11 protein-coding genes are annotated in these 13,700 nt (G+C 73.0%); 2 read left to right on the forward strand and 9 right to left on the reverse strand.

Annotated features, from left to right (window positions below):
* Window positions 1-68: 68 nt before the first annotated feature.
* The 6 genes from ACIP5M_RS00960 to ACIP5M_RS00985 all read right to left on the reverse strand — a co-directional run bounded on the left by ACIP5M_RS00960 (window position 69) and on the right by ACIP5M_RS00985 (window position 8,046).
* Entirely contained in the window at window positions 69-968 is a 900-nt protein-coding gene (locus ACIP5M_RS00960; protein ID WP_401190519.1) for a siderophore-interacting protein, read from the reverse strand.
* Between the two features lie 40 nt (window positions 969-1,008).
* A complete protein-coding gene (locus ACIP5M_RS00965; protein WP_401190520.1) occupies window positions 1,009-2,046 on the reverse strand; it encodes an ABC transporter substrate-binding protein in 1,038 nt (345 codons plus the stop codon).
* A gap of 143 nt (window positions 2,047-2,189) precedes the next feature.
* Window positions 2,190-3,350, reverse strand: coding sequence for an acyl-CoA dehydrogenase family protein (locus tag ACIP5M_RS00970; protein WP_401190522.1), 1,161 nt, complete (start codon window positions 3,348-3,350; stop codon window positions 2,190-2,192).
* A 7-nt stretch (window positions 3,351-3,357) separates the two neighbouring features.
* Window positions 3,358-4,290, reverse strand: coding sequence for a hydroxymethylglutaryl-CoA lyase (locus tag ACIP5M_RS00975; protein ID WP_401190524.1), 933 nt, complete (start codon window positions 4,288-4,290; stop codon window positions 3,358-3,360).
* Window positions 4,287-6,413, reverse strand: coding sequence for a biotin carboxylase N-terminal domain-containing protein (locus ACIP5M_RS00980; RefSeq protein WP_401190526.1), 2,127 nt, complete (start codon window positions 6,411-6,413; stop codon window positions 4,287-4,289). Before ACIP5M_RS00980 ends, ACIP5M_RS00975 begins: the two co-directional genes overlap by 4 nt.
* A gap of 16 nt (window positions 6,414-6,429) precedes the next feature.
* Entirely contained in the window at window positions 6,430-8,046 is a 1,617-nt protein-coding gene (locus tag ACIP5M_RS00985) for a carboxyl transferase domain-containing protein (protein WP_401190528.1), read from the reverse strand.
* 112 nt (window positions 8,047-8,158) lie between these two features.
* On the opposite strand from ACIP5M_RS00985, the gene ACIP5M_RS00990 reads away from it, so the two are divergent.
* Both ACIP5M_RS00990 and ACIP5M_RS00995 read left to right on the forward strand, forming a co-directional pair.
* Window positions 8,159-8,737, forward strand: coding sequence for a TetR/AcrR family transcriptional regulator (locus ACIP5M_RS00990; protein WP_401190530.1), 579 nt, complete (start codon window positions 8,159-8,161; stop codon window positions 8,735-8,737).
* A gap of 65 nt (window positions 8,738-8,802) precedes the next feature.
* Window positions 8,803-9,615: a phosphatase gene (locus tag ACIP5M_RS00995; RefSeq protein ID WP_401190532.1), complete on the forward strand. Its 813-nt coding sequence runs from the start codon at window positions 8,803-8,805 to the stop codon at window positions 9,613-9,615.
* 226 nt (window positions 9,616-9,841) lie between these two features.
* Here the strand turns inward: ACIP5M_RS00995 and ACIP5M_RS01000 are convergent, their stop codons facing one another.
* The 3 genes from ACIP5M_RS01000 to ACIP5M_RS01010 form a co-directional block, all read right to left on the reverse strand.
* Window positions 9,842-10,720 carry an acyl-CoA thioesterase gene (locus ACIP5M_RS01000; protein WP_401190533.1) on the reverse strand — a complete coding sequence of 293 codons (879 nt, stop codon included), beginning with the start codon at window positions 10,718-10,720 and terminating at the stop codon, window positions 9,842-9,844.
* Between the two features lie 27 nt (window positions 10,721-10,747).
* Window positions 10,748-11,905, reverse strand: a complete 1,158-nt coding sequence (locus ACIP5M_RS01005; RefSeq protein ID WP_401190535.1) for an acyl-CoA dehydrogenase family protein — start codon at window positions 11,903-11,905, stop codon at window positions 10,748-10,750.
* A 161-nt stretch (window positions 11,906-12,066) separates the two neighbouring features.
* Complete coding sequence (locus ACIP5M_RS01010) at window positions 12,067-13,620, reverse strand: helix-turn-helix domain-containing protein (RefSeq protein ID WP_401190536.1); 1,554 nt, start codon at window positions 13,618-13,620, stop codon at window positions 12,067-12,069.
* Window positions 13,621-13,700 lie beyond the last annotated feature (80 nt).

Consider the following 13,700-nt stretch of genomic DNA (forward strand, 5'->3'; position numbering starts at 1 on the left):
CAGAGAAGGGCCCCGGCTGTGGCCGGGGCCCTTCTCTCACATCCCTGCGGAGCGGCGTGGGTTGCCGCCTAGAGCTCGGACCCTGGGTCCTCGCTCGGGGCCTGGCCCGCGTACGCCTCGGCGAGCAGTTCCTCCTCGGTCGCACCGAGCCGCCAGTAGCCGGTGAAGCGCACCGAGCGGCGGTCGACGGAACGTTCCTGCACGAAGTGGCGGCGCACCGCGCGGATCGTGCCCGCCTCACCCGCGAGCCATACGTACGGGGCTTCGGCGGCGGCCGGTCCGGCCGAGCGCAGCGCCCCCAGTACCCGGTCGGTACGCTCCCGGCCCGCGCTCTCCCGCACGATCCAGGTGATGTCCGCTTCGGCGAGGGTCGGCAGGTCCAGCCGGTCGTCCTCGTGCGGAACCTCGAACCAGGCGCGGACCCTGGTCCCGGCGGGCAGCCGGTCCAGGATCGCCGCCGCGGCGGGCAGGGCGGTCTCGTCCGCGTACATCCAGATCGCGTCGGCGGCGGCCGGCGGCTGGAACCGTACGGACTTGTTCTCGGCGACGGCCGGGCCGATCGCGAGGATCCGCCGGCCGGTCACCGCGCGCCCGGCCCAGTGCGAAGCGGGTGACGTGTCGCCGTGCAGGACGAAGTCGATGTCGACCTCGTCCACGCCCCCGGCCGTACGGCGCTGCTCCCGCACGGTGTAGGAGCGCATCACCGGACGCTCCTCGTCCGGCATCCCGCGCCAGGCGGCGAACCAGGTGTCCTCGTCCGTGGACGGGAGCACGGTGTGCTCCCGCCCCGGCGGCGGCAGGAAGAGCGAGAGGCTCTGGTCGTAGCCACCCGAACGGAAGTCCGCGAGGGACTCACCGCCGAACGTCACGCGCAGGAACGAGTGGCCGACGCGGCGCGTGCGGAGCACGTCCAGCGTGAAGAACCGGAAGTGTGCGACGGCAGGTGCGTCGGACGCGTTGACGGTCATGCGGAGGGTCCCCCTGGGATCGAGCCGGAGTGAAGGGTGGTCAGCTGACCTTCTTGGCGTTCTGGATGCCCTTCGCGAGGTCCTCGAGGATCTGCGCGCACTTCTCGTACGAGTAGATCGGCTCGGTGACGCGCGGGACGATCTGGCCGGCCTTCACCGCGGGCAGCTCGGCCCAGGTGGCCTTCGCCTTCAGGTCCTGCGGCTGCAGGGTGCCGGTGCGGTTGTCGAGCAGGATGACGTCGGCCTTGTACTTGCCGGCGTTCTCCCAGCTCAGGCTCTCGAAGAAGCCGCCCTCGTCCAGCTTCTCCGGGGTGACGAACTCGACGCCCAGCGACTTGAAGTACTTCAGGTCGGCCGAGGTCTCGGGGGTGGAGGCGTAGAACAGGTCGGCGGAGCCGGAGCCGACGAGGACCTTGATGCCCGGGTTGGCCTTGGTGGCCTCGCGGACCTTCGCGGCGGCGGCCTCGAAGCGGGCCTTGCCGTCGACGGCGGCCTTGGCGTTCATGTCGGCGCCCAGGGACTTGGCGAGCTCGGCGGTGCGCTCGAGGGCCTTGTCCATGGTGACGTCGCCGCCCACGCCGATCGCGGCGGCCGGGGCCAGCTTGAGGATCTTTTCCTTGGAGGCCTCCGGCACGTACCAGTACGAGCCGTCCCAGGTGTTGGTGACGAGCAGGTCGGGCTGGAGGGCCGCGTACTTCTCGACGTTGAACTCGTCGTAGACGTTGCCGAGGATCTCGACCTTGGAGATGTCCATGGAGCCGGCCTGGACGTCGGGCTTGCCGTCGGCGGTCTTGGTCGGGCCGAAGACGCCCTTGACCGGGATGCCGTAGTCGTACAGCGCGGCGGCGGTGCCGGTGAAGGCGACGACGTTCTTCGGCTTGGCCTTGAGGCTGACCTCCTTCTTGAGGTCGTCCGTGAAGGTCCACGCGCCCGAGGCCGCGGCGCCCTTGTCCTTGCCGCCGTCACCCTTCGCCGAGTCGGAGCCGCCGCACGCGGCGAGCGCCGCGACGAGGCCGAGGGCGCCGCCGGCCGCGATGAAACCGCGGCGGGAGAGGGGGAAGCTTCGGGACTTGGGCATGTCGATGTCCGCTTTCGTGCGTTGCAGGGCGGCCACTGGGCCGTTCGCAGGGAAGGTTAGCCTAACCTTGGCTGAAAGCGGTAAGGGGGCCCTAAGTTTCCCCGGGGCCCCCTCCTGCCGGGCGTGCCCGGCGTCTGCTGCGGTCAGCCGGCGAAGCCCAGCTCGCGGGCGATCAGCATGCGCTGCACCTCGCTGGTGCCCTCGCCGATCTCGAGGATCTTCGAGTCGCGCCACATGCGCGCCACGGGGTACTCGTTCATGAACCCGTAGCCGCCGTGGATCTGGGTCGCGTCACGGGCGTTGTCGACGGCCACCGTGGAGGAGTACAGCTTCGCGATGGCCGCCTCCTTCTTGAAGGGCTCGCCGGCCACCAGGCGGGAGGCGGCGTCGCGCCAGCCGATGCGGGCCATGTGGGCGCGCATCTCCATGTCGGCCAGCTTGAACTGGATGGCCTGGTTGTCGCCGATCGCCTTGCCGAAGGCGTGCCGCTCCTTGGCGTACTTCACCGACTCGTCCACACAGCCCTGGGCCAGGCCCGTCGCGAGCGCGGAGATGGCGATCCGGCCCTCGTCGAGGATGCGCAGGAACTGGGCGTAGCCGCGGCCCTCTTCGCCCACCAGGTTGGCGAGGGGGACCCGGACGTCGTCGAAGGACAGCTCGCGCGTGTCCGAGGAGTTCCAGCCGACCTTGGAGTAGGGCGCGGCCACCGTGAAGCCCGGGGTGCCGGACGGGACGATGATCGAGGAGATCTCCGGGCGGCCGTCCGCCTTGCGGCCCGTCACGGCGGTGACCGTGACCAGACCGGTGATGTCCGTACCGGAGTTGGTGATGAAGCACTTCGAGCCGTTGATCACCCACTCGTCGCCCTCGCGGACGGCGGTGGTGCGCGTGCCGCCCGCGTCACTGCCCGCCCCGGGCTCGGTCAGGCCGAAGGCGCCCAGGATCTCGCCGGAGCACATCCTCGGCAGCCACTCCCGCTTCTGCTCCTCGGTGCCGAAGAGGTAGAGGGGCATGGCGCCCAGCGAGACCCCGGCCTCCAGGGTGATGGCGACCGAGGAGTCGACGCGGGCCAGCTCCTCCAGGGCGATGCCGAGGGCGAGGTAGTCGCCGCCCATGCCGCCGTACTCCTCCGGGAAGGGCAGGCCGAACAGGCCCATGCGGCCCATCTCGGCGACGATCTCGTACGGGAACTCGTGCCGCTCGTACAGGTCGCCGATCTTCGGGGCGACGACGTCGTGCGCGAACGCCTCCACGGTACGGCGGAGTTCCTCGTGCTCAGGGGTGAGCCGGTGGTCGAGGGACATGATGTGACTACTCCTTGTGGGAGAGGGCGCGGACGGTACGGGAGGGGCTGGGTCGCCCCAGCTGTTCGGCCATCCACACGCTCGTGGCGGTGAGGGCGGCCAGATCGACCCCGGTCTCGATGCCGAGGCCGTCGAGCATCCACACCAGGTCCTCGGTCGCGAGGTTGCCGGTGGCGCTCTTGGCGTACGGGCATCCGCCGAGGCCGCCGGCTGAGGCGTCGACGGTGGTCACGCCGTGCCGGAGCGCGGCGAGGGTGTTGGACAGGGCCTGGCCGTAGGTGTCGTGGAAGTGCACGCCGATGCGGTCGGTGCCGACGCCCGCTTCGTTGAGGCTGCGGAGCAGTTCCTGGACGTGGCCGGGGGTGGCGACGCCGATGGTGTCGCCGAGGCTCAGCTCGTCGCAGCCGAGGTCGAGCAGCGCCTTGGCGACCGAGACCACCTGGGAGACCGGGACCGGTCCCTCCCACGGGTCGCCGAAGCACATGGAAAGGTAGCCGCGGACGTGTGCCTCCTCCTGCCTGGCCCGGGCCACGACGGGCTCGAACATGGCGAGGGACTCGGCGACCGTGCGGTTGAGGTTGCGGGAGGCGAAGGTCTCGGTGGCCGAGCCGAACACGGCGATACGGGTGGCCCCGAGGGCCAGGGCACGGTCGAGGCCGCGCTCGTTGGGAACGAGGACGGGCAGCGCCGCCTCGACGTCGCCGAGCAGCGGGAAGAGCTGCTCGGCGTCGGCGAGCTGGGGGACCCACTTGGGGTGGACGAAGCTGGTGGCCTCGATGGTGGTGAGGCCGGCGGCGGCCAGCCGGTGGATGAACTCGGCCTTGACGGCGGTGGGTACGGCCGTCTTCTCGTTCTGCAGCCCGTCGCGGGCGCCGACCTCGTGGATCCGGACCCGGGCCGGCAGGCCGGGGCTCGGGACGGTCATGGGCAGGCCGTTCATGCGCCCTCCTCCTCGGACTCCGGGGTGACCACGGCCAGGACCTGGTCCATGGCCACGGTGGTGCCGGGGGTGACGTCGAGCTCGGTGACGGTCCCGGCGTGCGGGGCGGAGATGACGTGCTCCATCTTCATGGCCTCGACGACCAGGAGGCTCTGACCGGCGGTCACCTTGTCGCCGACGGCCACCTTGACGACGGTGACGGTGCCGGGCATGGGGGCGGCGAGGGTCTCCGCGCCGCCGCGGCCGGCGCCGCTGAGGTTCGCGGTGACGGGGTCATGCGTCTGCAGGTGCCAGGAGTCGCCGTCGCGTCCGAGCCAGGTCCCCTCCGGGGAGGTGGCGTGACTGAACCGGTGCGTGACGCCGTCGAGTTCGATGGTGACCGTGTCGATGGTGCGGGCCACGATCCGGCCGCGGGCCGGTGCGCCGACTGCGGGCTGAGTGTCGGGGGCGGGGGTGCCGAGGAGGAGCTCCAGCTCCGAGCCGGTGGGGCGCGTGCGGACCGTTACCGGGTCCTGGCCCGGGAGGCGGAAGTGGTGGAGCGTCCAGGCGGGAGTGCCGCCCAGGCGCCAGCCGTTGGCGGCGCCGAAGGGGTCCACCCAGGCGCCCGCGCCGCCCTGGCTGTCCGGTCGGGGCGCAGCCATCCCCAGCCCCGCCGGCGTTTGAGGCGCGGGTCCGGGCAGAGCCCGGTTTCGGGAAGGGGCGGGGTGGGGGAGAGCAGCCTGGGCCAGCAGTGCGGCCGCCGCGTACACCTCCGGCGGGACGCCCTCCGGGAGGAGCCCGGAAAGGTCCCGCTCCACCAGACCCGTGTCCAGGTCGCCGGACACCACGTCCGGGTGGGCCAACAGCCGCCGCAGGAAACCGGCATTGGTCTGGACACCCAGGATCACCGTGTCCGCCAGCGCCCCCCGGAGCAAGCGCAGCGCACTGGCCCGGTCGGGTCCGTAGGCGATGACCTTCGACAGCATCGGGTCGTACGTCGACCCCACCGGCACGCCCGCCGTCAGCCCGGAGTCCGTGCGGACCGGACCGCCCGACGGCTCGGACAGGGCGAGCACCGTGCCGCCGGAGGGCAGGAACCCCCGCGCCGGGTCCTCCGCGCACACGCGGGCCTCGATCGCGTGGCCCGTCAGCCGGACCTCGTCCTGGGTGAAGGCCAGCGCCCCGCCGGACGCGACCCGCAGCTGCTGCTCCACCAGGTCCAGCCCCGTGATCAGCTCCGTCACCGGGTGCTCGACCTGGAGACGGGTGTTCATCTCCATGAAGTAGTACGAGGACCGGTCCCCGCCCGGGACGATGAACTCCACGGTGCCCGCGCCGACGTACCCGCACGAGCGGGCCGCCTCGACCGCCGCCGCGCCCATCGCCGCCCGCGTCTTCTCGTCCAGCAGGACCGACGGCGCCTCCTCGATCACCTTCTGGTGGCGCCGCTGCAGGGAGCACTCGCGCTCGCCCAGGTGGACGACGTTCCCGAAGGAGTCGGCGAGCACCTGGATCTCGATGTGCCGCGGCCGGTCCACCCACCGCTCGACCAGCAGCGTGTCGTCGCCGAAGGAGGACCGCGCCTCGCGGCGGGCCGCCGCGATCTCCTCCGCGAGTACGGCCGCGTCGCGCACGAGCCGCATGCCCTTGCCACCGCCGCCCGCCGAGGGCTTCAGCAGCACCGGCATGCCGATCTGCTCGGCGGCGGCGACCAGTTCGGCGTCCGACAGTCCGCTGCCGGAGGAGCCGGGGACCACGGGCACGCCCGCCGCCTTCACGGTCTCCTTGGCCCGGATCTTGTCGCCCATCAGGGAGATCGCCGAAGCGGGCGGCCCGATGAAGGCCAGCCCGGCCTCGGCGCAGGCCTGCGCGAACGCCGCGTTCTCCGCGAGGAAGCCGTAGCCGGGGTGAACGGCCTCGGCCCCGGTGCGGCGGGCCGCGTCGAGCAGCCGTTCCACGGACAGGTAGCTCTCGGCGGCCGGCGCGGGGCCGATCCGGACGGCCGTGTCGGCCTCCCGTACGTGGCGGGCGTCCGCGTCCGCGTCGCTGAAGACGGCCACGGAGCGGATGCCGAGCTCCCGCAGGGTGCGGATGACCCGGACCGCGATCTCGCCGCGGTTCGCGACCAGAACAGTGCTGAACATCAGTGAGGTCCTCACGTCACATACGGAAGATGCCGAAGCCCGAGTCGCCCAGCGGGGCGTTCGCGCACGCGGTCAGGGCCAGTCCCAGCACCTGCCGGGTCTCCATCGGGTCGATGACCCCGTCGTCCCACAGCCGCGCGGTGGCGTAGTAGGCGTTGCCTTGTTCCTCGTACTGCGCGCGGACCGGGGCCTTGAAGGCCTCCTCGTCCTCGGCGGGCCACTCCTGGCCGGCGCCCTCGATCTGGTCGCGCTTGACCGTCGCCAGCACCGAGGCAGCCTGCTCGCCGCCCATGACGGAGATCTTCGCGTTGGGCCACATCCACATGAACCGCGGGGAATAGGCGCGCCCGCACATCGAGTAGTTGCCCGCGCCGTACGAGCCGCCGACCACCACCGTCAGCTTGGGGACCCGCGTGCAGGCCACGGCCGTCACCATCTTGGCGCCGTGCTTGGCGATGCCGCCGGCCTCGTAGTCCCGGCCGACCATGAAGCCGGAGATGTTCTGGAGGAAGAGGAGGGGGATGCCGCGCTGGTCGCACAGCTCGATGAAGTGGGCGCCCTTCTGGGCGGATTCGGAGAAGAGGATGCCGTTGTTGGCGATGATCCCGACCGGGTGCCCGTGGATCCGGGCGAAGCCCGTGACGAGCGTCTGCCCGAACTCGGCCTTGAACTCCTGGAAGCGGGAGCCGTCCACGATGCGCGCGATGATCTCGCGGGCGTCGTACGGGGTGCGGGAGTCGACGGGAACCGCGCCGTACAGCCCGGCCGGGTCCACCTTCGGCTCTTCCGGCGCCTCGACCGACCAGGGCAGGGCCCCGCGGTCGGGCAGGGTCGCCACGATGTTCCGTACGATCCGCAGCGCGTGCGCGTCGTCCTCCGCGAGGTGGTCGGTGACCCCGGAGGTGCGGGAGTGGACCTCACCGCCGCCGAGCTCCTCGGCCGTGACCACCTCACCGGTGGCCGCCTTCACCAGCGGCGGCCCGCCGAGGAAGATCGTGCCCTGGCCGCGGACGATGACGGCCTCGTCGCTCATGGCCGGCACGTACGCGCCGCCCGCCGTGCAGGAGCCGAGGACGGCGGCGATCTGCGGGATGCCGGCGCCGGACATGCGGGCCTGGTTGTAGAAGATGCGGCCGAAGTGCTCCCGGTCGGGGAAGACCTCGTCCTGCATGGGGAGGAACGCGCCGCCCGAGTCGACCAGGTAGAGGCAGGGGAGACGGTTCTCCAGGGCCACTTCCTGGGCGCGCAGGTGCTTCTTGACGGTCATCGGGTAGTACGTGCCGCCCTTGACGGTGGCGTCGTTGGCGACGATCACGCACTCGCGGCCGCTGACCCGGCCGATGCCCGCGATGACCCCGGCGGCGGGGGCGGCGCCCCCGTACATGCCCTCGGCGGCCAGCGGGGCCAGCTCCAGGAAGGGGGACCCGGGGTCCAGGAGGGTGTCCACGCGGTCGCGGGGGAGCAGCTTCCCGCGGGCGGTGTGGCGGGCGCGGGCCTTCTCCCCGCCGCCGAGGCGGGCCGCGTCGAGCCGGGCCCGCAGCCCCTCGGCGAGCTCGCGGTGGGCGGCCTCGTTGGTCCGCCAGGCCTCGGACGCCGGGTCCGCGGCGCTCGTCAGCACTGGTGCCTGCTGCATCGGTCGAGCTCCCTTGCTCGTTCCACTTGCTCGGTGCACGCTGTTAATGGTCGTTAACGCATGTACGGCCTAGGTTAACGACCGCTAACCGCCCTGTCTAGAATGGTTTCCCATGAGCACCAGAGCGGCCGCCCCGACCCGTCGCGAGCAGATCCTCAGTGAGGCCGCCCGCCTCTTCGCCGCGCGTGGATTCCACGGCGTCGGCGTCGACGAGATAGGGGCCGCCGTGGGCATCAGCGGCCCCGGCCTCTACCGGCACTTCGCGGGCAAGGACGCCATGCTCGCCGAGCTGCTCGTCGGCATCAGCGAACGGCTGCTGACCGGCGGCCGGCGCCGGGTCGAGGAGGCCGTCGGGGATCCGGCGGCGGTCCTGTCCTCCCTCATCGACGGCCACATCGACTTCGCGCTCGACGACCGGGCGCTGATCACCCTGCACGACCGGGAGCTCGACCGGCTGCGGGAGGCCGACCGCAAGCTCGTACGGCAGTTGCAGCGCCAGTACGTGGAGCTGTGGGTGGCCGTCGTACGGGAACTGCACCCGGAGGTGGGCGAGGCGGAGGTACGGGTCTCCGTGCACGCGGTCTTCGGCCTGCTGAACTCCACGCCCCACCTGGCGGCCCTGGGGCGGGAGGCGACGGAGTCGCTGCTCCGCAGGCTCGCGCACGGGGCGTTCGGGGCGCTGTCGGGGTGAGGGGGCGCGGGGCCCGGGTCCGCACGCTGGAATGGACGCGCCGCCTCCGCCCGGGCGGCGGCAGAATGGCGCGCATGCCGAAGCCGATAGAGACGCCCGTCCCGAGCCGCGCCGAACTCATCGACCACCTGGTCCGCACGCGGATCGCGGGGCAGGTCGCCACCCCGCGGGAGAACAACCTCTCGCACTACCGCAAGCTCGCGAACGGGGACCGGCACTACTGGCTCGGCCTGGAACTGGGCGACCGGTGGACCGACGAGCAGGACGTGCTGGCGGTGATGGCCGAGCGGGTCGGCGTCGTGGACGACCCGGTGCACCGCGTGGGCCAGGACACGATCGACCCGGAACTGACCGTGGCCGGCCTGGACCGGCTGGCGGCGCGGCTGCGCAAGGCGGCACTGGACCGGCAGAGCGTACTGCTGGCCACCGGGCACCCGGGCGGGCTCCTGGACGTCCACCGCGCGACGGCGGCGGCCCTGCGCGCCGCCGGGTGCGAGATCGTCGTCATCCCGTCCGGCCTGCTGGCCGACGAGGGCTCGGTGTGGCAGTTCGCGGACGTCGCCGTCCTTGAGCGGGGCGCGACGCTGTGGCACACCCACTCGCCGGAACCGATGGCCGCGATCCTGGACGGCCTGGCCGCGGCGGGCCGCGCCCTGCCGGACCTGGTCGTCGCCGACCACGGCTGGGCGGGTTGCGCGGCCCAGCGGGGCCTGGACGCGGTGGGCTACGCGGACTGCAACGACCCGGCGCTCTTCCTGGGCGAGGCCGAAGGCACCCTCCAGGTGGCGGTCCCCCTGGACGACCACGTCCGCGACCCGCGCTTCTACGACCCGATGGTCGCCTACCTGCTGGCTGCCGCCGGCCTCCTTGACGACTAGCCGGTTCAGCCCCGCCGGCGTGTGAGGCGCGGGGTCCGGGGCGGAGCCCCGGAGGCGGGTTCGGGGCTCCGCCCCGGGAACGGGTCCGGGCGGAGCCCGGGGAACGGAGGAAGGGCGGGCAGGGGACCAGCCCCGCAGGGCCGACCACCCGCACCCGCCCACGGCCCCGCGCCACCGGCGGCGCAGGCGCGCCCACCGGAGGTAGAGGCGCCCGAGGCCCGCGGAACTATCCGCGCGGAACGCGAACGACGCCCTCCTGGATGACGGTCACGGCCAGCCGCCCGTCCTGCGTCCAGATGCGGGCCTGCCCCAGCCCCCGCCCGGCGGACGCCGAGGGCGACTCCTGGTCGTACAGCAGCCACTCGTCCGCCCGGAACGGCCGGTGGAACCACATCGCGTGGTCCAGCGACGCGCCGACGACATCGCCGACCGCCCACCCGCCCCGCCCGTGCGCGAGCAGCACCGAGTCCAGCAACGTCATGTCGGAGACGTAGGTGGCCAGGCAGGTGTGCAGCAGCGCGTCGTCGCTCTCCAGCTTGCCCGCCGTGCGGAACCACACCTGCGTCCGCGGCTCCACCGGTTCGCCGATGCTGCCCCACGGCGGGACCGTGGCGTACCGCAGGTCCACCGCGCCGCGCGCGTCGATCAGCCGCTCCACCGTCCCCGGGTCGCGGAAGATGTCCCGGTACGCGGGCAGGGACTCGGCCGCGGTCGGCAGGGTCTCCGGGTCCGGGGCCGGGGGCATGGCGGCCTGGTGGTCGAGGCCGTCCTCGTACGTCTGGAACGACGCCGAGAGGTGGAAGATCGGCTGCCCGTGCTGGACGGCGACGACCCGGCGCGTGGTGAAGGAGCGCCCGTCGCGGATCCGGTCCACCGAGTACACGATGGGCACGCCCGGGTCACCGGCGCGCAGGAAGTACGAGTGCAGCGAGTGCGCCGTGCGGTCTTCGGGCACGGTCCGGCCCGCGGCGACCAGCGCCTGGGCCGCGACCTGACCGCCGAAGACGCGCGGCACCAGGGAAGGCCGGCTGGTGCCGCGGAAGATGTTCTCCTCGATCTGCTCGAGGTCGAGCAGATCGAGGAGCGTCGTCAGTGCCTCGTTCATGGGGGAAGGGTAGGTGCCCTGAATCCCTTACAGGCCCATGGACTTGGCGATGATGGACTTCATGATCTCGCTGGTGCCGCCGTAGATGCGGTTGACGCGGTTGTCCGCGTACAGGCGGGCGATGGGGTACTCGTTCATGTAGCCGTAGCCGCCGTGGAGCTGGAGGCAGCGGTCGATGACGCGGTGCGCGACCTCGGTGCAGAACAGCTTCGCCGAGGCAGCCTCGGCCGGGGTGAGCTCGCCGGCGTCCAGGGCCTCCAGGGCGCGGTCGGCGACGGCCTGGGCGGCGTCCACCTCGGCCTGGCAGGCGGCCAGCTCGAACTTGGTGTTCTGGAAGTGCGCGACGGGCTTGCCGAAGACGGTGCGCTCCGTGACGTACTGCTGGGCGAACCGGACGGCCGCGGCGGCCTGGGCGTACGCGCCGAAGGCGATGCCCCAGCGCTCGGAGGCGAGGTTGTGGCCGAGGTAGTAGAAGCCCTTGCCCTCCTCGCCGAGCAGGTCCTCGACCGGGACCTTCACGTCGACGAACGCCAGCTCGGCGGTGTCGGAGGTCTTCAGGCCCAGCTTGTCGAGCTTGCGGCCGATGGAGTAGCCCTCGGACTTGGTGTCCACGGCGAACAGGGAGATGCCGAAGCGGCGGTCGTCCGCGCTCGGGGCGGAGGTGCGGGCGCAGACGATCACGCGGTCGGCGTGGACGCCACCGGTGATGAAGGTCTTGGCGCCGTTGAGGACGTAGTGGGTGCCGTCCTCGGAGAGCTTGGCGGTGGTCTTCATGCCCGCGACGTCGGAGCCGGTGCCCGGCTCGGTCATGGCGAGGGCCCACATCTCCTCACCGGAGACGAACTTCGGCAGGAAGCGCTTCTTCTGCTCGTCGTCGGCCAGCATCTTGATGTAGGGGAGGGCGAGCAGCACGTGCACGCCGGAACCGCCGAAGTTGACGCCCGCGCGGGAGGTCTCCTCGTAGAGGACGGCCTCGAACTTGTGGGTGTCCAGGCCCGCGCCGCCGAACTCCTCGGGCACGTTGATGCCAAAGACGCCCAGCTCGCCGAGCTTGTAGTAGAAGTCGCGCGGCGCCTGGCCGGCCTGGAACCACTCGTCGTAGACGGGGACGACCTCGGCCTCGATGAAGGCCCGGATGGTCTCCCGGAACGCCTCGTGGTCCTCGTTGAATACGGTACGGCGCACGAGCCGCCTCCTTGATCCCTGGTTCGGCCAGTCCACATGCCTAAGCGCTTGCTCATGGCTAAGTTACCCGGGAGTCACTCCAGCTGTCCAGGGCGGGGAACCTGCCCGCTGAAACCTTTCCGCGCCTGGCCTGCGCGGGGTCCGGCGCGCGGTGAGGGAGGTCACGCCTCGGGCAGTCGGCGTACGGCGAACCACAGGTCCATCCGGGTGTCCGGGTCGTCCAGGTCGGCGCCCAGCAGGTCGGCGGTGCGGGCGATGCGCTGGCGGACGGTGTTGCGGTGCACGCCGAGCGCGGCGGCGCTGCGGTCCCAACTGCCGTGGTGGGCCAGCCAGGCGCGCAGGGTGTCCCGCAGGGCCGGGGAGAGCGGGGCGAGCAGCGCCTCGGCGTGGGCGCGGGCCTCGGCCTCGCCGACCAGGCCGGCGAAGCCGGGGTCCCGGTGCCGGGCCAGCGGGGTACGGGCCGCCTCGGCGCGCTCCAGGGCCCGCCCGGCCTGCGCGTCGGCGCCGGCCAGGGCTGCGGGCGCGGCCGGGGCGCTCACGCCCAGCCGCCAGCCGGGCTGCGGGCCGGGCTCCCGATCGGTGAGCAGCCGTACGACCGGCCCGCGCGGGTCCACCAGTACGGTGCCCAGCGCTTCGGCGAGGGCCCGCGGGTCGCCGGCGCCCCGCGCGTGCACGGCGTACCAGGGCCCCGGGGCGAGGGCCGCGGCCGGGTCGCCGTCGAGCAGCAGCCGGGTGAGGGCGGCCGCCTCCGTCCCGGCCGGGCGGCTCGCGGTGAGCAGGGTGAGCAGCACGGCGGCGGCGGAGGCGATGGTGTGGTCGCCCGCGGCCCGGCCGGGGGTGGCGAGGGCGAGCACCTGGCCCCCGCCCACGGCGTAGGCGGCGAGATCCGTCCCGGCCAGCGTGTCGGTGGCGGTCGCCGCGGCCCCCTCGGCCACCCGTCCCGCGAGCGCCTCGATCGCGGCGTGCACGCCCGCGTCGGGCCCGCTCCCGGCGGCGGCCCGGACGCCGCGGAGGCCGCCGGGGCCGGTACGGCCGGCTCCTGCGACGGCGGTGTCGGTGTCGGTCTCGGCCTCGGTGCGGGCGGTGACGGTCCCGGCGCGCCGGCTGCCGGCCGGCCCGGGGGACGGTTCCGGGGTGAGCAGGCCGGCCCAGCCGCCCAGGCTCGCCGCCAGGCGGGAGAGGACCGCCGCGACCGGGTCCGTCCGGCCGGCCGCCGCGGCCAGCGACTGCTGCGCCTCGGCCACCCGGCGCAGCTCCCGGGTCCGGGCCTCCGCCATCAGCCGCCACACCGTTCGGGCGACCGCCGTGAAAGGGGTCCCGGGCGGCACCTCGACCAGGGGCAGCCCGTGGCGGTCGCAGGCGTCCACCAGCTCCCGCGGCACGGTCTCGTGCACGGGGGTCACCCCGAACCCGACCGCGGCCGCGCCCGCCCGCACCAGCCGGGCGACGTACTCCCCGGCCTCCGTCCCGGCCCCCGTCCCGGCCGTCCCGGTCCGCGCCGCCGTCGTCGCGAGGCCCGCGTCCGCCCCCGCGAGGTCGGCCCCCGCCGTCAGCAGCAGCTCGCCGCCCAGCAGGTACGGCGAGGGATCCGCCATCTCCGAGGCGTGCACCCCGTGCACCTCCGCCCCGGCCGGCCCCGCGAGGTGCCGCAGGCCCAGCTCCCGGTCGGCGAGCAGCGCGCCGAGGGGGACCGGCGGGGTGGGCGGGGCCTCCATGGATACTCCGTACACATCAAGGGGTGCTCTGTGGATAGAACGTACACTTCGCGGGCCGGAGGTGTCGCTTTACGCTCGAA

Source organism: Streptomyces sp. NPDC088762 (assembly GCF_044750905.1).
Classification (GTDB): Bacteria; Actinomycetota; Actinomycetes; order Streptomycetales; family Streptomycetaceae; genus Streptomyces.

What these genes read in the sequence shown, in the direction of transcription:
- ACIP5M_RS00960 (WP_401190519.1), bottom strand. Translation starts at nt 968, where the DNA reads ATGACCGTCAACGCGTCCGACGCACCTGCCGTCGCACACTTCCGGTTC.
- ACIP5M_RS00965 (WP_401190520.1), bottom strand. Translation starts at nt 2,046, where the DNA reads ATGCCCAAGTCCCGAAGCTTCCCCCTCTCCCGCCGCGGTTTCATCGCG.
- ACIP5M_RS00970 (WP_401190522.1), bottom strand. Translation starts at nt 3,350, where the DNA reads ATGTCCCTCGACCACCGGCTCACCCCTGAGCACGAGGAACTCCGCCGT.
- ACIP5M_RS00975 (WP_401190524.1), bottom strand. Translation starts at nt 4,290, where the DNA reads ATGAACGGCCTGCCCATGACCGTCCCGAGCCCCGGCCTGCCGGCCCGG.
- ACIP5M_RS00980 (WP_401190526.1), bottom strand. Translation starts at nt 6,413, where the DNA reads ATGTTCAGCACTGTTCTGGTCGCGAACCGCGGCGAGATCGCGGTCCGG.
- ACIP5M_RS00985 (WP_401190528.1), bottom strand. Translation starts at nt 8,046, where the DNA reads ATGCAGCAGGCACCAGTGCTGACGAGCGCCGCGGACCCGGCGTCCGAG.
- ACIP5M_RS00990 (WP_401190530.1), top strand. Translation starts at nt 8,159, where the DNA reads ATGAGCACCAGAGCGGCCGCCCCGACCCGTCGCGAGCAGATCCTCAGT.
- ACIP5M_RS00995 (WP_401190532.1), top strand. Translation starts at nt 8,803, where the DNA reads ATGGCGCGCATGCCGAAGCCGATAGAGACGCCCGTCCCGAGCCGCGCC.
- ACIP5M_RS01000 (WP_401190533.1), bottom strand. Translation starts at nt 10,720, where the DNA reads ATGAACGAGGCACTGACGACGCTCCTCGATCTGCTCGACCTCGAGCAG.
- ACIP5M_RS01010 (WP_401190536.1), bottom strand. Translation starts at nt 13,620, where the DNA reads ATGGAGGCCCCGCCCACCCCGCCGGTCCCCCTCGGCGCGCTGCTCGCC.